Below are 19361 nucleotides of genomic sequence, written 5' to 3'. Positions count from 1 at the left end.
CAGAGCCTCCTACCCGGCGGAACAACGTCTGTCCGAACCCTTTTGGGCAGCACGAAGCAGCCGCCGCACCCGGCTGCCCAAGCCGGGCGCATGGCGTCGACCACCACGTGCGATTCGATGAGAGCGCGAGCGGTGCGAGGCGCACTCGCGCGAAAGCCGCCAATCCTCCAACGTCATCGCCGTGGAGCGGGCGCCACGGCTATGTCAGCTACGTCACACGGTCCTCATCCGTGCAGTGCGAACATTAGGCGCTTCGCTAATAAAAAGGAACTATTTGCACTAAAAACTTCTGGACGGACGTCCAACGCGGCTACCAGGGCCGGAAGTCGGGGGCACACCGCTCTGCGCGAGCGGCGCGCGACCGCGGCGACGCGCTGCCACGCCGATGGCTGTGCAGATTATGAGCCGAAACGTTGCATTCGCGTTGCATCGGCGCCGAGACGGCGATCCAGCACCCGGATCTTGGCCTCGATCTGCGCATACAGCGGCGAGTCCCGATCCACCGTGGCTCGATAGGCCGCCCACGCGGCGGCGTCGTCGCGCCCCTCCGGACCCGCCGTCCACCGGCGCAGCACCGCGGTATCGCCCGACCCCAGCACAGCGGTGCGCAATCGCACTCGCAGCTCGTCGCGGATGTCGATGATTCCCGGCGCGGTCGAGCGCGGCAGCACCGGCCCGGCGTAAAGGCGCAATGCGGAATCGACATCACCGGAATCGAGCGCGGCGCGCAACGCCTCCACATCGGTTGCGACCGGAACGCACAGACGGTAGGGCCGCGAGCCGAAGACACTCGGGCCCACCACCGCCCGCAACCGGGACACGGCCGCGCGGATGGTGCCGTTGTCCAGATCGGTGTCGTCGAGCAGCAGCGCGAGATGATCGGCGCCGAGCCCTTCCGGATGTTCGGCCAGCAGCAGCAGGATCTCGGCGTGCCGCTGGGACAACGGCACCCGATCGTCCGCGACGCTCAACTGCGGCTGCCCGAGCCCCAGCACGTCGAGCCCGAGCCGGCCCGCCGGATGCGACGGGGCGGCGTCGCGCCGCCCGCGACCGTCGGTTCCGCGCTCCCCCGCGCGCATGGCGGTGAGCAGCAAGTCCATTTCCGCGGCCGTGGCGGTCGCTTTGACCAGGGCGAGGATCTCCGGCTTCGCCACACGGACACCGCCCGCGATCATCAGCACCCCGACCAGCCTGCCGTCCGGATCGTGCACCGGCGCCGCGGCGCCGGTGAGCTGGTGCATCCGGTGCAGGAAATGCTCCGGGCCGTGAATCCACGCGGCGCGCCCGGTGCGCACCACCAGGCCGACCGCGTTCGTGCCGATGCGCCGTTCGCTGAGGTCGTCGCCGGCGCGCAGGCCGATCTCCGCGGCGGCCGCGACCTGCTCGGCCCCGCCGTGCACCGAGAGCACCCGGCCGAACTGATCGGCGATCACGACGATCAAACCCGTTCTGGCCGTGTCCTGGACGAGCAATTTGTCGATCAGCGGCATCAGCGCGGCGATCGGATGGGCTTGCAGATAACGCTGCAGATCGGCGCCGCGCAGACCGCGGCCGTCGACGGCGTCCATCGGGTCTACGCCGCCGCGCACGCTGCGCAGCCAGGACTCCAGTACGGCCGGGCGCAGCAAACCGGCGAGCCGGGCAAGGTGATCGCCGCCCGCGCTGAGATGTCCGTGCGCCTGCGCGGCGTAGGCTTCGAGCGCACCGAGTTGGGCGCCCGGCTCGACGCCCGGCCGTGGGGGTCGCCCACCTGCGATGTTGCTGACCATTTGCCTTTCTTTCCGCCCCAAACTGTACCGGCGTCGATAGGGCGGTAACGGCCGATGTTCGGCTTTGTCCGCCAGGTCACACCCGGTGCGCATCCGGAAAATTGTGACCGAACCGTCCTTCACTTCACTCGGCGAGGTGTGCGGCCGCCTTTTCCGCGATCATCATGGTCGTGGCCTGCGGTCCGCGGCTCAGTGGCACGGGCACGATGGACAGATCCACCACCGACAACCCGGTGACGCCGTGCACCCGGCACAACTCGTCCACCACGGCCGCCGGATCGTTCGCCCGGCCCATCCGGCAGGTTCCCGACAAATGTTGCGAGGTGGCGAGATTCGCGCGTAACCACGCGTCGAGTTCCCCGGGCTGCGGTATCGGATCCACCGGCCGCGCATTCATTGCTCGCAGCAGGCCGCCCGCGGTCGCCACCGTGTCGCGCAGCCGCGCGCGATCCGGCTCGGCGGCGAGGTAGCGGTAATCGATCAGCGGCGCCACGTCCGGTTCGGCCGATCGCAATCGGAGCACTCCGGCCGACCACGGGCGCATCAGCGTGACGCCGAGCCGGTGCACGCCAGGGGTGAACGACACGGCGTACGGACGGATTTCGACGTCGTCGAGCTCGAGCACGGTCTCCAGCGGGACGGCGGGCGGTTCGGCCAGCTCGAGCAGGTAGGCGATCCCCACTTCCGGATGGTCGCTGACCCAGGCGCCGACCGGGGCGGCGTGCACCACCGGGACGCCCAGCGGGCGAAGCTGTCCCGGGTCGCCGATGCCGGAGCGCAGCAGCAGCGCGGCCGACTCGATCGCCCCGGCGCACAGCACGATGCGATCGGCCCACTCGACGCCGCTCTCGCCGTCGCGCACGCACTCCACGCCGACCGCCCGGGTGCCGTCGAAGCGAATGCGCGTGACGAACGTGTCGCCGGCGACGGTCAGATTCGGACGGTTCAGCGCGGGCAGCAGATAGCCGATCGACGGGCCGATCCGTCTCCCTCCGTCGCAATTGCACGGCACGAGGCCGACACCCTCCCCGCTGTCCGGGGCGTTGAGATCGGGCACCTCGGCGAACCCGGCGGCGCGGCAGGCGTCCATGAACGCCGCGCTGACCGGGGCGGGAGCCGACGTGCGCGCGACGGGAATCGGGCCGTGCGCACCGTGCCAGGGCCGATCGCCGAAGTCCAGGTCACGCTCGACCCGGCAGTAGTACGGGAGCACCGACTCGAACGACCAGCTGTCCGAGCCGCCGAGCACCCGCCCCCAGGCGTCGAAATCCGCCGCCGGGGCGCGGACGAAGTAGCCGCCGTTGACCGCTCCCGAGCCGCCGATCAACTTGCCGCGCACGATCGTTCCCGGCACCGGCGGATCCTCGGCGAGAACGACCTCGTAGCGCCACAGCCACCCCGCCTCCGGGCCGATCGGCAGCGCCGCCGCGTCCAGCAACTCGGCGGGCATCGCGTCGAGGCCGGTCCACAGCGGACCCGCCTCGAGCAACCGCACCGTCTGTGCCGGATCGGCGCTCAGCCGCTCCGCCAGAACGCACCCGGCGGTACCGCCCCCGACGATGAGCGTGTCGGCCATTCGGACTCCCGTTCAGTGTCCCGGCCCGGTCCGCGGCGCGGGGCGGCGGCTGGGCGAGGGTGCGGGCAAGATCCAGGTCATCGCGGGTGGTCCAGGTCGATCAGCGCGACGGTGTGGTGGGTTTCAGCGCTTCCACGCTGCGCGCTCGGTACGCGCCCAGCCACAGACCGGTGCCGTAGGCGATGTCGTCGAGGCGCTTGTAGACCACGTAGCGCACGGGATCCAGACCGCCCGCGTCGCGGTGGGTGAACCAATCGGCCAAGCCGTCCGCGACGGCCATGGTGATCGCGATGCGCCGGACGCGCCGCGAGCAGACCATCGCCAGCAGTGTGATCGGCCAGTAGTGCCTGCACATCGCCGAGGCCAGGCGCCAGAGCCCGGCGAAGAAACCACGGGCCAGGTAGATCGCGGCGATCCGGGTGGAGTTGTCGAGTCCGGCGAAGACGCGGCGCAACCGGGCCAACGCGGTGATCAGGGTGACGATGCCGCCGAACAGTCCCCACTTGGTGAGCGTGGCGAACAGGAACGCGGCCAGCAGCGTCCAGGACGGCACCGACAGGGGTGACACGGTGCCCGCGTGCCGTTCGCCAAGCGGCGCGGCCCCGGTGCCGTAGAACAGCTTCCGGCCGAACCAGGCGCGGAAGCACACCCGGTGGTCGTGCGCCACGTGCGCCGCGGGCTCGTAGCGCAGCCGCCACCCCGCCCGCTCCAGCCGCCAGCACAGGTCGACGTCCTCGGCGACGTGCATCGTCTCGTCGAAGCCGCCTTGTTCCAACAGCGCCCTGCGTCGCGCCAGCAGCGCCGCGCTCGGCACGTAGGACACCAGTCCGCGCGAGTGCACGGCGGCCTCCCGCCTGCCCAGATCGAGCGAGGAGCGGGTGTGCTCGTAGCGCGCCAGCGCGGTGGACTCCGGGTCCAGCGCGACGATGCGCGGGGCGACCAGGGCCACCCCCGGATCGCTGAAGTGACCGAGCATCACTTCCAGCCATCCGCTGCGCGGCACCACATCGGAGTCCAGGAAGGCGACGAAGTCGGTTGTCGCCGCTCGTAAACCGGCGTTGCGGGCGGCGGCGGGGCCCTGTTTGCGGTCGTGCCGCAGCACGGTCACTCGGCACCGGGTGCCGCGGTTGCGGGGGATCCGCACCGGCTGGTCGGATCCGTCGTCGACCACGATGACGTTGTGCCCGCGCAGCGCGGCCAGCAGCCGCGCCAGCCCCTCGGCGTTGTTGTGCAGCGGCACGATGACGGTGACGTCCTCCGGCGACGGCAGCAGCCGCGGTCGGGGATTGGCCACTCCGGAGTCGAGCAGCCGTCTGGCAACGACGGCGGACTTCGGGCCGGTCACCTCGAGGTACCCGTCGCCGATCATTTCGGCGGCCTCCGGGGCAAGTCGCAGCAACCTGGCCGGCGAACCGCCGATCAGGACCCGCCCGCCGGAGTATGCGCGTACCCGAGGATCGATCCGCACCCCGAATCCGTCGGGCAGGCGATCATGGCGCATTCCTGGCATGCTAGGCGGACTTTCGCGGGTAGACATCAACAGTCCGGAAAAAACGGCGGATTTCCGGGCGAAACCGGCCCTGCACCGGAACCGACTCGCGCCGCACCGGATGCCGAGAGTTCGCCCGGCACCATTCCCCAGCATCCGGCAACGCAACGGCTACCGCCCGGTCGACGAGCGGACAGTGGCCACTTCCGCACTATCAGCACACTTTTGGCAAACTGGAGGGTGTCATGCCAGCGGACTCTCGTCGCAGGCCCGCGCAGGGCGGCGCTCCGGCGCGAATCCGGCCGGGCGCGTCGCGCTCAAGGTCAACGGCACCGGCCCGCTCCCGCGCCCGCCCGCCCGCGGCGTGACCCGGCGGGAATGGTCGACCGACGAACGCGGGATCATCCGCCCGGCGTCGGCCAGCGCCGCCTCGCCGTAGCCCTGCACACACTCCGGGTCCGGTCCGTCGGCGGGCAGCCCGGTGAAGAACTTCGCCGCCATGCAGCCGCCCCGGCAGGCGTCGTAGTGGCTGCACGACGCGCACGCGCCGCCGCCGCTCGGCTCGCGCAGCTCCCCGAACAACTCCGAGGAGCGCCAGACGCTTTCGAAACCGCCGTCGGTCACCACGTTTCCGGCACGGAACCGGTCGTGGATGGCGAACGGGCAGGCGTAGATATCGCCCACCGGGTCGACCAGGCAGACCACCCGGCCCGCGCCGCACATGTTCAGGCCGGGCAGCGCCTGGCCGAAAGCCGACAGGTGGAAGAACGAGTCGCCGGTGAGCACGCCCTCGCCGTTACGCAGCAGCCAGTCGTAGAGCACACGCTGCTGGTCGGGCGTCGGATGCAACTCGTCCCACACGTCCGCGCCCCGCCCCGAGGGCCGCAGCCTGGTCAACCGCAAGGTGGCGCCGTACCTGTCGGCGATGGCGCGGAATTGGTCGAGCTGTCCGATGTTGTGCCTGGTCGCCACCACCGACAGTTTCGCGTCCCGGAAACCCGCCGCGGCGAGGTTCTCCAGCGCTCGGATGGCCATGGCGTAGGAGCCGGGGCCGCGCACGGCGTCGTTGACCGCGGCGTCGGCGCCGTCCAGCGATACCTGGACGTCGACGTAGTCACTGGCCGCCAGCCGGGCCGCGACCTCGGGCGTGATGCGGACCCCGTTGGTGGAGAACTTCACGCCCACGTGGTGGGCGGTCGCGTAGTCGACCAGCTCCCAGAAGTCCGGGCGCACCGTGGGCTCGCCGCCGCCGATGTTCACGTAGAACACCTGCATGCGCTCGAACTCGTCGATCAGCGCCTTGCACTGCTCGGTGCTCAGCTCGCGCGGATCCCGGCGGCCCGAGGAGGACAGGCAGTGCACGCAGGACAGGTTGCAGGCGTAGGTGAGCTCCCAGGTCAGGCAGATCGGCGCGGCGAGGCCGGACTCGAAGCGATCCACCAGGCGCACCGCCGTGTCCGACGGAGCCACCGCTCCCGCCCAAGGCTCGCGCGTCCCGGCAGCCGATGCCGGCGCACCGGCGGGCGCGCCGACGATCATGTCCGATTCGGCGAGCTGGGTCAGCGCCTTCAGGTACACGCCGGTGCTCGCCTCCGGTACACCCGCCGCGCGCAGGGCGGTGCGGGCCGACGCGTGCTCCGGCAGCGACCGGATGATCTCGACGATCCGCGGATTCTTCAGGAAGGACAGCTTGCGCGTGCCGAAGTGGTAGAGCAGCGCGCCGAACGGCTCCGGACGCAGCGCCACGCGCGGGTGCAGCTGCCAGCGGGTATCGAGATCCAGCATCGTCGTCCGCCCGTCAGTAGACGCCGCACATGCCGTCGATGGACACCTCTTCGATCAGGCTCTCCTCGATCAGCGGCGCCTCTTCGGCCAACCGCGCGGCGGCGGTCTCCATCCGTCCGGTGTTGTCGGTTTCCGCGTGTCCGATGGACCCGTATTCCGGCATGACTACCTCCGCGAGGACGATCCGTATGCGGACTGCACGGCGCGGTCCGCCCTCACACAATAACGTCATCAACTGACAAAAGAACAGGTTTCAGTCATCGAATCCGCGGGGCCGAGACTCCGGCCGCCGCACCACACGCTCGACCGGGGCGTTCGGCAGCGAGCCGAGTGCAACAGGCGGCGACGGGGCCGATACCCGGCGCTCTAGACTGCGCATTGCAAGCAGCTGAACAGAATGTGACGGGCGGCACACGCCCGCAGTGGTCGAGGTGGCATGGGAGTCGGACGAATGCAGGCGAACGGGGGCGGCAGCGCACGCGGTGCGAGCGCCAGGCCCGGAGGCGGAAGCTTGCGTAACCACGGAGGGCCCGGGAGCGCCGCACGTCGAACACAGGGGTGCGAGCGCCAGGCCCGGAGGCGGAAGCTTGCGTAACCACGGAGGGCCCGCGAGCGCCACGAGTCGAACCCTGTCGGAGTCCGAGATCGTCGAGGCCGCACTGCGGGTGGTACGCGAGGACGGCGTGGAGAAATTGTCGATGCGGCGACTGTCCCGCGAACTCGGCGTCTCCCCGATGGCGCCCTATTACTACGTCGCCGACAAACGGGAGCTGCTCGACCTCGTCGCCAGCGCCGCGCTGACCGGGGTGCGCACTCCACCAGCGGAATCCGGGCCGTGGCAACACCGGCTGCGCGACCTCGTCGACCAGATCGACGAGAAGCTGCGCAAGCATCCCGGCCTCGGCGACATCCTCATCGAGCAGATGCTCGGCAAACAGCTCGACCTGATCGCCGCGATCATGGACATCCTCGACGAGGCGGGCTTCGGCGACCGCAACATACTGGCCGCCTACGCGACCATCCACACCTATTTGTTCGGCCGCAGCCGGGTGAACCCGCGCGACCGCTCGGCGCCGGCCGACGTGACGCTGCCGCCCGTGGTCGAGCGGGCCACCCGGTACATCGGCGACCTGCGCGGACGGTACTCCTACGACTTCGGCATGGAGGTGCTGATCGCCGGTCTGGAAGCCCAGCTTGTCCGCCAGGCGACGCCCGACGTACGATGAAACTGAAACACGTTCTAGTTTTTGCGTCGCGGCTCGCCCGTGCCAGGTTCGAGAGGACGACATGACCACTGTCGAGGTTCCCCACGGCTCGCGCTCGGTCGTGCTGCGGGTGTCCGCGGTCATCACCGAGACGGCCGATACCCGCTCGCTGGTCTTCGACGTTCCCGACGAGCTGGCCGAGAAGTTCCGCTACCAGCCGGGACAGTTCCTCACCCTGCGTATCCCCAGCGAGCGGACCGGCTCGGTGGCGCGCTGCTACTCGCTGGCCAGCTCGCCCCACACCGACGACCGCCCGAAGGTGACCGTCAAGCGGACCGAGGGCGGCTACGGGTCGAACTGGGTGTGCGACAACGTCAAAGCGGGCGACCAGATCGAGGTGCTGCCGCCCTCGGGCGTCTTCACCCCGAAGGACCTGGACGAGGACCTGCTGCTGTTCGGCGCGGGCAGCGGCATCACGCCGGTCATGTCCATCCTCAAATCGGCGCTGGCCCGTGGCACCGGCCGCATCGTGCTGGTCTACGCCAACCGCGACCACGAGTCGGTGATCTTCGCCGGTGAGCTGCGCGAGCTGGCCGACAAGCACCCGCAGCGCCTCACCGTGATCCACTGGCTGGAGTACCTGCAGGGATTGCCGACGGCCGACGCGCTGGCCACCCTCGTCGCCCCGTATCGCGGCTACGACGCGTTCATGTGCGGGCCGAAGCCGTTCATGGACCGGGTGCACGACGCGCTCGCGCAGTTGGGCGTGCCCCGGTCGCGCACGCACGCCGAGGTGTTCAACTCCCTGGCCGGGGATCCGTTCGCCGACCAGGCGCCGGTGGAGGTCTCCGACGAGGAGGCGGCCGACGCGGCGACCGTCGAGGTCGAACTCGACGGCGAGGTGCACGAGCTGAACTGGCCGCGCAAGCAGACGCTGGTGGACATCATGCTGGCCAAAGGCTTGGATGTGCCCTATTCCTGCCAGGAAGGCGAATGCGGCTCGTGCGCCTGCACGGTGCTCGAGGGCAAGGTCGAAATGGACAACGCCGAAATTCTCGACCCGGAGGATATCGAGAACGGTTACATCCTCGGCTGCCAGGCGCATCCGGTGACCGACCACCTGAAGATCCAGTTCTGAACGCACGCGGATTTCGAACGCAATTGTGCGTTCGCACGAATTCGCGCCATTAGCCGATCGATTGCGGTGACTTATCGCGCGCGGTAGTCGGCGCGGATCTCCGGCGGCAGATGCTCGGTCGCGTAGCTCAACGCGGTCCGTCCCATCGCCGGAGCGTGCCGGTCGAGGAACTCGGTCAGCAGGCTCCGGTCGACGCGCTTGCCGACTTCGCGCAGCATCCAGCCCACCGCTTTCTGGATCAGATCGCGGCGGTCGCCGAGCAGCAGTTCGCTCAGCGCGAAGGTGGCCGAGGCGTCGCCCGCCTTGATGAACGCGAAGGTGGACAGCAGCGCGACCCGCCGCTCCCAGAGCGACTCGGCCCGCGCCAGCTGGAACAGCAGGTCACGCGGTTTGTCCAGCAGCCAGGGGCCGACGACGTTCTCCGCGGACACGTCCACGAGATCCCAGTTGTTCACCCGGCCGCGGCGCACGGCCGCCAGATACAACTCCACCATGGCCGCGCGGGCGGCGTCGTCGAAGAAGCGTGGCCGGGACGCCGCGGCGAAGCGCGCGTTCAAGATCACCAGCGCGACGAAGCGGTCCTCGTGCACGTCGCTGTCGAGCAGCCGGTCTATCTCGCCGAGCGGAAGCGCCGCAAAGCGTTTCGCGACACCGCGGCTCGCCGGGACCCGGACCCCGAGGAACACGTCCCCCTCGGCGTACTCGCCCGGTCCGGTCTTGAAGAACCGCTGCAGGTTCGTCGCGTCGACCGGATTCGCCAGCTCCCGCAGCGCCGCCCGCACATCGGCAGCGGTCATCGAATCACTCATCGAACCACGCTCCTGTTCCGGACTGCGCTGTGCGCAAGGGGGATGCTGCCACCGGGGCTGCCGCCGCCCCGGGGCCCGGTCGCGACGGATACCTCTGTCCTAGCGGTTACGACGGACGGTACCGGCGGGCTACGACATCTCGGCGCGACCGTGCGATCGGTCATAACACGGTGCGCAGCTTGATTCCCGTGGCGCGGCTCGACTCCGCCGGGTCAGCGCGGCGCGCACGGGGCATGCCTCGCGGCGCCGGTTGTCAGCGGGGCGGACGCGGTGCCGCGCCGGGCATCACCCCTGCGCGCCCAGGACGCGTCCCGACTCGAAGGCGGCCGCGCTGGCGGGCAGCGCACCGGGGCGTCCGCTGTTGAGCACCCGGACCGCACCGTTGCCGGTACTCGGGCGGCCCAGCGCCTCGATGCGCCGAACGGTCTGCGCGGCAACGGCTTGCGCGCTGTCGAACAGTCGGACGCCGTTCGGCAGCGCGGCCACGATCGCGTCGGTCACCAGCGGGTAGTGCGTGCAGCCGAGCACCACGCCTTCCACGTCCGGCGGCGTCCGCTCCGCGGCGGCGGCGATCGCTTCGTGGGCGGCGGCCAGATCACCGCGGTCGATCGCGTCCGCCAACCCGTGGCAAGCCACCCCCACCACGTCGGCGTCCCCGCCGAATTTCGCGATCAGGTCGGCCTGATACCGGCTCGCCGTTGTGGCCGCGGTGGCCCAGACGGCCACGGACCGGCACACGGCCGCCGCGGGCTTGATGGCGGGCACGGTGCCGATCACCGGCACGTCGGGCCCGACGTCGGCGCGCACATGCTCCAGCGCCGTGACGCTGGCGGTGTTGCACGGCAGAACGATCACCTCGGCGCCCGACCGGAGCGAGGTCCGCGCGGCGTTCACCACCCGCTCGACCACCCAGTCCTCCGGCTTCGGCCCCCACGGCGCGCCCTCCGGGTCCAGTTGCAGCAGCAGATCCACATCGGGCCGCAACTTGCGCAACCAGGCGGCGGTGGGCAGCAACCCCAGACCCGAGTCGATGAGCGCGACGATCACCGCACCACCGTATTACAGCCTCATGACACCTCCCGCATGCCGTGGGCGCCCCTGCGCATGCTCCGCAACCACCGCGGGTACGCCCGCCGCGCGCCTCGGGCGCGGGAGACCGCAGCACCGCAGCACCGCAGCACCGCAGCACCGCAGCACCGCAGCACCGCAGCACCGCAGCACCGCAGCACCGCAGCACCGCAGCACCGCGACGGGAGGCTAGTGCCCCCTGAACCCGCGATCGTCCATGTCCAACCCGGCGGCTTCGGCGTTCGATCGCAGATCCATCTGCTTCTCGGCGCCCGACCGCACCGGTACGAGTCTCCGCGCCGGCCCCGGCACGCGGTCAGCTGGGCGCGAGCAATTCGGTCACCGGAGCGCCGGCCGCGATCTTCGCGCGCGCCTTCATCACCTGGGCGGTCATGCCCGCCCCGACGACGCCGGTGAGGTTGCCGCCCTGGGAGTAGTAGGCGAGGAACTTGCGACCGTCGTCGGAGGCGATGTGCACCTCGTCGGTCGCGCCCGGGGTACCGAGGGCCTGGATCTTGACGTCGTACTGGTCGCTCCAGAAGTACGGGACGCGAGCGGCCGTCGGCGGTTGGGCCCCCAGCAGCGCGCAGGCGACCAACTTGGCCTGCTCCCCCGCGTTGGTCCAATGCTCGACACGCTTGCGCAAACCGGTTTCGTGCAACCAGGCCGCCACGTCGCCGACCGCCCACACGCCTTCGGCGGAGGTCCGTCCCACCTCATCGGCGAGCACGCCGCCACCGGCCGACGGTTCGGCCAGCGCGATTCCGGATTCGCTCAGCCATTCGGTCACCGGCCGCGAGCCGACCCCGATCACGACGAGATCGGCGGCCACCTCCGCGCCGTCGGACAGGCGTGCCCCGCGCACCCGCCCCGCATCGTCGCCGAGGAGGGTGTCCGCGCCGACGCCGCAGCGCAGATCGACCCCTTCCGTCCGGTGCATCCGCGCGACCAGCTCGCCCACTTCCGCGCCGAGCACCGAGGCCAGCGGTGTCGCCTGCGGTTCGACCAGCACCACGTCCACTCCCCGCGCCCGGAAACTCGCGGCGAGCTCGCACCCGATGAATCCCGCGCCGACGACGAGCGCCGTCCGGGCGCCGGTCAGATCGGCGCGCAGGGCGACTGCGTCGGAATGGCCGCGCAGCACGTGCACACCGCTCAACTCGGGCAGGCCGGGCAGGAGGCGCGGGCGCAGGCCGGTGGCGATGATCAGCTGGTCGTAGTCCAGCGTCGTGCCGTCGGCGAGGCGGAGGCGGCGGGCGGCGGTGTCCACCCCGACGGCTTCGGTGCTCAATCGCAGATCGATCTGCTTCTCGGCGAAGAACTCGCTCGGCCGCAGCGTGGTGTCGTCGGTTTCGCCGCGCACGAATTGCTTGGACAGCGGCGGCCGGTCGTACGGCAACCGCGACTCGTCACCGAGGAGCACGAGTTCACCGGCATAGCCCGCACGGCGCAATTCCTCCGCGGTGCGCAGGCCGGCGAGGCCTGCTCCGACGATCACGATCGGCGCGGTCATCCGGCCATCCCTTCTGTGGAACCCAGCGGCCGATTCGCGGAATCGGCGGCGCGACGAAAGCCCACCCTAACCTCTGCTTGGTCCATTCCTCTGTGACAGCCATCACGCCGGAATCGGACAGCAACAGCCGCGCAATCGTATTCGTTTCGATATTGATCGGGCGGTCAATCAGGGTTATACCGAGGACAGCAACACTCACAGCCCTGAGGAGGTACCCATGTTCACCGAGAGCCGCGCGCAGGATTTCCTCGCTGTCGTGCTCGGAGCCTTCGCCGCGCTGTCCCCCCTCTGGGTGGACACCAACGACAACGCCATGTGGTCGCTGATCGTGCTCGGCGTGCTCATCGCCCTCACCGGTCTGGCCCAGATGGCCCGCCCCGACATGGCGGCGGCGGACTACGCGATGGGCCTGTTCGGCGTCCTGCTGTTCCTTTCCCCGTGGGTCATGGACTTCACGGAGTACCGCAGCGCATCCTGGACCGCATGGGTAGTCGGGGTGGTGACGGCGGTGGTCGCGGTGGCGGCGCTGCCGACCGTGTCGGGACGTCTGCACGACATGGCTCCGCACCACTGATGCAGATGCCGAAAACCCGGCGTGCCGGGCGTCGCCGCAGCGCGAAAGCCGACGGCGACGCCCGGCAGCTCATCCTCGACGCCGCGGAGCAGCTCTTCGCGGCACAGGGATACGACGCCACCGCGACGGCGGCCATCGCCGCCGCGGCCCGCGTCCCCAAAGGACTGGTCTTCTACTACTTCCCCACCAAGGACGCGATCCTGTCCGCCTTGATGTCCGAGCGGATTCCCGCGCAGCCGATCGACGACATCGGCACGGTGGTGGCGCCGGGAGACCCGGCGACGAGCCTGGTCAACCTCGATGCCGCGTTGAACCTGCGCGACCACCACTCCTCGGTGCTGCGGGTGATCCTGTGGCGGGAGGCCGATACCCATCCCGACGTGCGACGACAGCTGCGCCGCCTGCGCGACCAAATGCTGGAGGTCACCGCCAAGGTGCTCCAGGCCAGCGCTCCGGCCCCGGTCCGGCCCGGAACCCTGCGCGCGTGCGCGGCGGCCTGGGTCTCGGCGATGTTCGCCATCGCCAGCACCGACCGGCTGCACGCGCTCGACGGCGTGCCGCTGCCCACCGCCGACGAGGTGCTGAACGTGGCCCAGGTGGTCGCGGCCGGGATGACCCAGCTGGGCTGACCCCTGGAGTTGTCCACAGCCCGCGGGTTGTGCACATTCGCCGCCCGGCCGGGTGTTTCACGGGCGCCGGTCGATCACGATCGTCATATGGAAGCACCGCAACTGATCTCGCGCCGGCAAGCGCTGGCCTCCGGACTGTCCGACAAGGCATTGCGCAGGCTGTGCAGCTCCGGGCAATGGCAGCGGCTGCGTGCCGGGCACTATCTGAACGCGCCCGGCTCCGCGCTCGGCGCCACCGGCCGGCATCTGCTGATGACGCTGGCGACCGCGGAATCCACGTCCGACTCCGCCATCACGAGCCACTGTTCGGCGGCGGTGCTGCACGGGATGACGACCTGGGGCATTGCGCTCGACCGCGTCCATCTCACCAGGAATCGGATCAACGGCGGGCGGCTGAGCAGACGGGTCGTGGTCCATTCGGCCCAGGTGGAACCGGACGAGGTCACCCTGGTCGATGACATTCGAGTGACCACTCCGGCGCGAACGGTGCTCGACATCGCCCGTTCGGAAGGGTTCGACCAATCGGTCGCCCTCGGTGACTCCGCCCTGCGCCAGGGTCTGACCACCACGGCGGAATTGCGGGAACACCTCCGCCGGGCCCGGCATCGGCCCGGATGCCGACGAGCCGCCCTGGTCCTCGATTTCCTGGACGGCCGCAGTACGAGCGCCGGCGCATCGCGCAGCCGGATCCTGCTGCACCGAGCCGGTTTTCCCGCGCCGCAGGTACAAGCACGCGTCTTCTCCGATGACGAGATCTGCGTCGGCCGCGTCGATTTCCTGTTCCCCGAGCTCGGCGTGATCGGCGAGTTCGGCGCCGAGAGCGACCGTCGAACCGGTTCGCGCGCCGCCGAAAGGGTGGCCGTGGCGGAGAAGGAGCGCGAAGACCGTCTTCGCGCCCTCGGCTGGGCGGTCGTCCGCTGGACCGGCGACGACCTCGCCGCTCCCGCCCACCTGGTCGCCCGCTTGCACACGGCCATCCGCGCCGCCGCCGACAATCACCGCTCCGGCTACTGGACCCCCACGCCCAAACCATGACCCGGCGCACCGATCCAGTGAATTCGAACAACCGCTTCCGAGGCCGAACGATGACTTCCCGGGCGCTGAACAACTCGACGCGATCGACGCGGGCCGCGCACCTGCGCGGTACCGGAACCGACGTGGCGCGGGCGAAGGTATGTGAACCCTCCCAATGGAAGCCGAGCGGCCGGATCCGACCCGTAAGGTACCGATCATGGTGCCCACCGACAGGTCCGAATTGGTGCGCTCGGTCGTCGAGTCCTATCTGCTCGCCGGAGCGCGGCGATACAACCGCACCGAGGTCGCCGAGCAGTCGGGGACGACGACGGCGCTCACGCGGCGATTGTGGACGGCGCTCGGTTTTCCGTCGAGCATCGGTGACGACGCGGTCGACTATGCCGATGCCGACGTCACGGCGGTGCGCAACTTCGAGCAGTTGACCGTGTTGGCCTCGGCCGACACCCGGCAGCAGTCGGCGACCGCGCGCACGCTCGGCCAGGGCATGGCGCGCCTGGCGGAATGGCAGGTCGACCTGGTGCTGGCGGAGATCGAGGAGCGCATCGCGCGGGCCGACCCGGGAGCCGACCCCGAGGAGACGGTGCGCGCCGCCACCGAAGGCGCCATCGCCACCCTGGAGGAGCTGAACAACTATGCGTGGCGGCGCCATCTCGCCGCGGCGTTGTCACGCTCGCTCGACCCGGAGACCAGTGCGGGTGAGTCCGTGCGCGAACTGGCTGTAGGTTTCGCCGACATGGTCGGCTACACCAGGCTGACCCGGCATCTGCATCCGGACGAGCTGTCCATTCTGTTGGAGGCGTTCGAGTCCACCACCACCGCCGCCATCACCGAGAACGGCGGTTGGGTGATCAAGAACGTGGGCGACGAGGTCATGTTCGCGACGGAGACGGCCACCGAGGCCGCACGCATCGCGCTGGCCATCCAGGAGTCCACCATGATGGTCGGTGGCACCCCGGACCTGCGCGTCGCCCTCGCCTACGGCCCGGTATTGCAACGCTTCGGGGACTTGTACGGCTCGGTCGTGAACATCGCCTCCCGGCTAACCGGCGTCGCGCGGCCGGGCACCGTCCTGATCGATGACGGAGCCGCGGCCGCGCTGGAGGGCGATCCGGCATTCACCATCAAGCACCTGCGCAGCGTCCGCGTGCGCGGCTTCAACCGCCTGCGGCCGCATCTCCTGCGCCGCAACGGCAAGAACGGCAGGTAGCCGACAGCGCCTGCCGTCCGCCGCCCTAGGCTCGTCCGGTGGACAAGGACTGGTCACAGTTGCGCGCGCGTTGCCTGATCGAGGAGGACGCGGCGATTCTGGCCCTACGCAAACCTGCCGGGATCTCCGTCACCGGTGAGCGCCACGACACCGATCTCGTCGAACTGGCGGCCGCCGCGGGGGAAACGCTGTATCCGGTGCACCGGATCGACAAGGTGACCTCCGGCTTGATCCTGTTCGCGAAGGAGCTGCGCGCCCACGGCGAGCTGACCAGGCAGTTCAACAAGCAGACGGCGGACAAGGCGTACCTTGCCGTCGTCGCCGCGACCGGTCTGCCCGATACCGGCGTATTCGACCTGCCGCTCAGCGTGGGACGCAAGAACCGGGTGCGGATCGCGGCGCCGCGAGAGAGCATCCGGCACGAGGGCGGCCGCTGGTTCGTCGACGACGCCGACCTGCTGCCCGCCAAGAACTACCCCTCGCTCACCCGGTTCGTCACGGTGCTGCGCGGCCCCGCGCACACCGTGCTCGCACTGCGCCCGGTCACCGGTCGTCGCCACCAGATTCGCGTCCACCTCGCCTGGACCGGGCATCCGATCGTCGGCGATCCCCTGTTCGACCGCTCCGGCGCGCAACCGCGCACCTACCTGCACTCCTGGCGGCTGGGCCTGGCCGCCTCGTGGCGCACCCCGCCCGAACTCACGCTGACCGCCGAGCCGGACGCCGCCTTCTGGCGCCCCCTGGACGCATCCGCCGCCCCGGACGCCCTCGAACGCGCCGCCGACGCGCTGCGGACCCTCGACTAGCGCGTTTCCCACCGCGCCGAGGACGGGGTCGTTATCGCGAACGGCCGCATCCGGGGGACCGGCGGCGTGCCAGACTCGTCGAAGCCCGCGGGCCCGCCCATCAATTAAGGGTGTGCCGAGAGCGCCCACCGCCTCCGGGTGGTCTCGGCTGTGGACAACGCACAGGACGCGGTTCGACGGCCGCCGTGCTCGAGTTCGCGTGCCAGACCGAGTAGGCGCCGGACGCGCGCCTTGCCGCGAAGCCGCGCGACCTTCTCCGCGTCGGGCACCCCTGGCGGGCGACCACGCCGAGGAAACGTCCGGCGCGGCGCTTTCGAAATCGCGCCGGCCTGGCCGGCGGCAGCGCCGACGCTGCCGGTCACGATCTCGACGTTTCCCGCTCTCCAGGATGTGACAGGCCACCGCGGCACCGTCGACCTGCTGCTGGGCGTCTACCTGACCGCGCCGCTGCCGGTGTGCGTAGCGCCTGGCCCGGCCGGAGAGCGGCCAGGTCACGACGCACGGAGGTCGCGGCACCCACCGCTTCGCACGGCTGTCGCCCTGCACAGCAGGAGAAACCGGAACGGGTGAGCCTCCGCTCGCGATTCATCCACAGTCGTCCCCAGGCAGATCATCCGAGTGCGCACGACCGGAGTGGCAGCCGTGCGCAGGGAACCACAGTCAGTTCGGCCAGTTCGGGGAGCGACCCAGAAGCAACAGGATCCGGTCGAGGGTCGGCGCTTGTTCCGGGACGGACAGCGCCGGGGCGAAGGCCGCACCAGGGGCCGTGCGTTCAGGGCCGTCGGGAACGGCGAGGGAGATCTCCAGCGCCGCTGCGGCCACGTCGGGGTCGACGGTGATGGTCTCTCCGATCGATCGGGCGACGTCCCAGGCGTGCACGACGCTGTCCACGAGGTGGAAGCCGATGACGCGGGTGGCGGGAATCCGCTGATCGGTCACTTCCGGCAGCAGGAGCGCGCGCTCGAAGACGTCCTCGGCGGCGAAGGCGGCGAGCACGTCGTCGGCCGAAGCGCGATAGTCGGCGACCGGATCCGCGGACGCGCGGACGCTCCAGACCTCGGTGTCCTCGCTGCCCCGCGCGGCGGCGGCGAAACCGTGGTTCTGCGCGATCATGTGTTCCAGCAGGTCACGAAGGCGCCAACCAGCGCAGGGGGTTTCGGCGTCCAGCCGATCGGGGCGCACGCGGGAGACGGCGTCCACACTCAGCCGAACCGAACGGGCATGCCGGTCGCGCAGATCTTTCCGGGAATCAGTAAGCATGAGCGTATCGTATGCGCAAGCTTACGATTTGCCAACCAGTATCGTCGTCCCATGCCGAACGCCCGCCCCGATCTCGCCGCGATGATCGCGCCGCTCGGGCGGGCGCTCATCGCCGCCGAACTGCCCATCCTGGAACGCCACGAATTGTCGATGTGGGGCTACTCCGTGCTGCTCGGCCTGGGCGGCGAACCCGTCTACACCCAGGCGGCGCTGGCCAAGGCGATCGGCGCCGACAAGACCCGCATCATCGGCGTGCTCGACGAACTCCAGCGCCGCGGCCTGATCACCCGTGAACCGGATCCGGCGGACCGGCGGGTCAACCTGGTCTCGCTCACCGACGCGGGCCGCGACCTACGCGACCGAGCCCAGCGCGACATCCAGGCCGGCGAGGAGCGGCTACTGCAACGGCTCCCCGAGGCGGACCGCCGCGTATTCCTGCGCGCCTTGCGCACGCTCTCCGACTCGGTGGCCGAACGCTCCGAGTTCTGACCCGCCAGCCGACCGCATTGTGATGTCGGGCACAAGTCTATGAGGATCCTCCGCGCGGTGGCGAGCGTCATGGCGACGCGTTATGCGCAGGTCAACTAGCCTGATGACGTGCTGTGGACGCGACCCGCGCACCCTCTGACGCAATGCAGCGAACCCCTAGCGAAAGCGAATGCCGATGATCCTGGTGGCTCAGGTCAGCGACACCCATTTCGATCTCGGCGCCCGCAACGCCCAGCGTGTGCGGCGGGTGATGGACTTCTTCGCCGGGTTGCGCCGCAGGCCCGACGCCATCCTGGTGACCGGTGACATCACCGATTCCGGCAAACCCGAGCAGTACGCGGAGGCCAAGCTCGCGTTCGACACCGACATCCCGGTGTACGCCCTCCCCGGCAACCACGACGACCGCGCGGGCTTCCGTACCGCCCTGCTCGGCGAGCCCTCCTCCGGCGCCCCCATCAACCAAGTGCGCCGCATCGGCGATCTCACCGTCGCACTGCTGGATTCGAGCGTCCCCGGCGAGCCGGGTGGACGACTGTCCGACGAGACCTACCACTGGCTGCGCGAGGTGCTCGTCGCGGCGCCCGCGGGCAAGCCGATCCTGCTCGCGCTGCACCACCCGCCCGCCCACCTGTTCAGCCCGATCGTCGACGGGATCTCCCTCGCCGATCCGCAGCCGCTCGCCGACCTGGTGGCAGGCGACGGCCGGATCGCCGCCGTGCTCACCGGGCACGCGCATTCCGCCGCGACCACCACGTTCGGCGGCCGCCCGCTACTGGTGGCTCCCAGCACCGCGTCGGTCCTGAGCGGGGAATGGGAACTCGACCTGCCCGATCACGTCATGGACTACGCGCCGGACCCGGCGGTCGCGCTGCACGTCTTCGGTGACGACCACCGTCTGACCACCCATTTCCGGACGGTTCCCATGGGCGGCCGGATCGGCGTGCAACCAGCCTGAGCGCGGTTTACCCGGTGCGAGCCGGGGCAATCGGGAGGCACACGACGCCTACCC

At 70.2% G+C, this 19361-nt stretch carries 18 protein-coding genes; 9 read left to right on the top strand and 9 right to left on the bottom strand.

All coding sequences use genetic code 11. From position 1 onward, the window contains the following. Positions 1 to 398 precede the first annotated feature (398 nt). The 5 genes from ABZ552_RS08245 to mftA all read right to left on the bottom strand — a co-directional run bounded on the left by ABZ552_RS08245 (position 399) and on the right by mftA (position 6731). Positions 399 to 1769 (bottom strand): GAF domain-containing protein, encoded by a 1371-nt coding sequence (locus ABZ552_RS08245; RefSeq protein WP_357436165.1) that lies wholly within the window; start codon positions 1767 to 1769, stop codon positions 399 to 401. A 124-nt stretch (positions 1770 to 1893) separates the two neighbouring features. Beyond that, a complete protein-coding gene (gene mftG, locus ABZ552_RS08240) occupies positions 1894 to 3345 on the bottom strand; it encodes a mycofactocin system GMC family oxidoreductase MftG (RefSeq protein WP_357436163.1) in 1452 nt (483 codons plus the stop codon). Positions 3346 to 3445: 100 nt separating this feature from the next. Next, positions 3446 to 4846, bottom strand: coding sequence for a mycofactocin biosynthesis glycosyltransferase MftF (gene mftF / locus ABZ552_RS08235; protein ID WP_357436161.1), 1401 nt, complete (start codon positions 4844 to 4846; stop codon positions 3446 to 3448). 231 nt (positions 4847 to 5077) lie between these two features. Further along, positions 5078 to 6619: a mycofactocin radical SAM maturase gene (gene mftC / locus ABZ552_RS08230; RefSeq protein WP_357436159.1), complete on the bottom strand. Its 1542-nt coding sequence runs from the start codon at positions 6617 to 6619 to the stop codon at positions 5078 to 5080. Positions 6620 to 6632: 13 nt separating this feature from the next. After that, positions 6633 to 6731, bottom strand: coding sequence for a mycofactocin precursor MftA (gene mftA / locus ABZ552_RS08225; RefSeq protein WP_357436359.1), 99 nt, complete (start codon positions 6729 to 6731; stop codon positions 6633 to 6635). Between the two features lie 475 nt (positions 6732 to 7206). On the opposite strand from mftA, the gene mftR2 reads away from it, so the two are divergent. Together mftR2 and ABZ552_RS08215 are read left to right on the top strand one after the other, a co-directional pair. Continuing rightward, the gene (gene mftR2 / locus ABZ552_RS08220; protein WP_281877363.1) at positions 7207 to 7845 is read left to right on the top strand and encodes a mycofactocin system transcriptional regulator MftR2; all 639 of its coding nucleotides are present in this window, start codon (positions 7207 to 7209) and stop codon (positions 7843 to 7845) included. A gap of 61 nt (positions 7846 to 7906) precedes the next feature. Beyond that, a complete protein-coding gene (locus tag ABZ552_RS08215; protein ID WP_357436157.1) occupies positions 7907 to 8962 on the top strand; it encodes a ferredoxin--NADP reductase in 1056 nt (351 codons plus the stop codon). A 71-nt stretch (positions 8963 to 9033) separates the two neighbouring features. Here the strand turns inward: ABZ552_RS08215 and ABZ552_RS08210 are convergent, their stop codons facing one another. The 3 genes from ABZ552_RS08210 to ABZ552_RS08200 all read right to left on the bottom strand — a co-directional run bounded on the left by ABZ552_RS08210 (position 9034) and on the right by ABZ552_RS08200 (position 12352). Beyond that, positions 9034 to 9771, bottom strand: coding sequence for a DNA alkylation repair protein (locus ABZ552_RS08210; RefSeq protein WP_281917196.1), 738 nt, complete (start codon positions 9769 to 9771; stop codon positions 9034 to 9036). Positions 9772 to 10056: 285 nt separating this feature from the next. Beyond that, positions 10057 to 10818, bottom strand: a complete 762-nt coding sequence (locus tag ABZ552_RS08205; protein WP_357436155.1) for an aspartate/glutamate racemase family protein — start codon at positions 10816 to 10818, stop codon at positions 10057 to 10059. A gap of 337 nt (positions 10819 to 11155) precedes the next feature. Then, positions 11156 to 12352: an FAD/NAD(P)-binding oxidoreductase gene (locus tag ABZ552_RS08200; RefSeq protein ID WP_281917194.1), complete on the bottom strand. Its 1197-nt coding sequence runs from the start codon at positions 12350 to 12352 to the stop codon at positions 11156 to 11158. Positions 12353 to 12569: 217 nt separating this feature from the next. Here ABZ552_RS08200 and ABZ552_RS08195 point away from each other — a divergent pair, with 217 nt between their 5' ends. The 5 genes from ABZ552_RS08195 (at position 12570) to ABZ552_RS08175 (ending at position 16603) form a co-directional block, all read left to right on the top strand. Then, positions 12570 to 12926 (top strand): SPW repeat protein, encoded by a 357-nt coding sequence (locus ABZ552_RS08195; RefSeq protein ID WP_159843392.1) that lies wholly within the window; start codon positions 12570 to 12572, stop codon positions 12924 to 12926. Positions 12927 to 12931: 5 nt separating this feature from the next. Beyond that, entirely contained in the window at positions 12932 to 13555 is a 624-nt protein-coding gene (locus tag ABZ552_RS08190; protein WP_281877358.1) for a TetR/AcrR family transcriptional regulator, read from the top strand. An 87-nt stretch (positions 13556 to 13642) separates the two neighbouring features. Continuing rightward, entirely contained in the window at positions 13643 to 14590 is a 948-nt protein-coding gene (locus ABZ552_RS08185; protein WP_357436152.1) for a type IV toxin-antitoxin system AbiEi family antitoxin domain-containing protein, read from the top strand. A 196-nt stretch (positions 14591 to 14786) separates the two neighbouring features. Beyond that, entirely contained in the window at positions 14787 to 15797 is a 1011-nt protein-coding gene (locus ABZ552_RS08180; protein WP_281877356.1) for an adenylate/guanylate cyclase domain-containing protein, read from the top strand. A gap of 38 nt (positions 15798 to 15835) precedes the next feature. Further along, the gene (locus ABZ552_RS08175; RefSeq protein WP_281877355.1) at positions 15836 to 16603 is read left to right on the top strand and encodes an RNA pseudouridine synthase; all 768 of its coding nucleotides are present in this window, start codon (positions 15836 to 15838) and stop codon (positions 16601 to 16603) included. 660 nt (positions 16604 to 17263) lie between these two features. On the opposite strand, the gene ABZ552_RS08170 is transcribed toward ABZ552_RS08175, so the two are convergent. Beyond that, complete coding sequence (locus ABZ552_RS08170) at positions 17264 to 17863, bottom strand: TIGR03086 family metal-binding protein (RefSeq protein WP_357436149.1); 600 nt, start codon at positions 17861 to 17863, stop codon at positions 17264 to 17266. Between the two features lie 51 nt (positions 17864 to 17914). On the opposite strand from ABZ552_RS08170, the gene ABZ552_RS08165 reads away from it, so the two are divergent. Both ABZ552_RS08165 and ABZ552_RS08160 read left to right on the top strand, forming a co-directional pair. Further along, complete coding sequence (locus ABZ552_RS08165; RefSeq protein ID WP_281877353.1) at positions 17915 to 18352, top strand: MarR family transcriptional regulator; 438 nt, start codon at positions 17915 to 17917, stop codon at positions 18350 to 18352. A 169-nt stretch (positions 18353 to 18521) separates the two neighbouring features. Continuing rightward, positions 18522 to 19307 (top strand): metallophosphoesterase, encoded by a 786-nt coding sequence (locus tag ABZ552_RS08160; RefSeq protein ID WP_357436147.1) that lies wholly within the window; start codon positions 18522 to 18524, stop codon positions 19305 to 19307. Positions 19308 to 19361 lie beyond the last annotated feature (54 nt).

The sequence above is a fragment of the Nocardia sp. NPDC019219 genome (genome assembly GCF_040632645.1).
GTDB classification, from domain to species: domain Bacteria; phylum Actinomycetota; class Actinomycetes; order Mycobacteriales; family Mycobacteriaceae; genus Nocardia; species Nocardia sputorum.
Note: the sequence above shows the minus strand (reverse complement) of the source record. Positions and strands in the feature narration are given on the sequence as shown.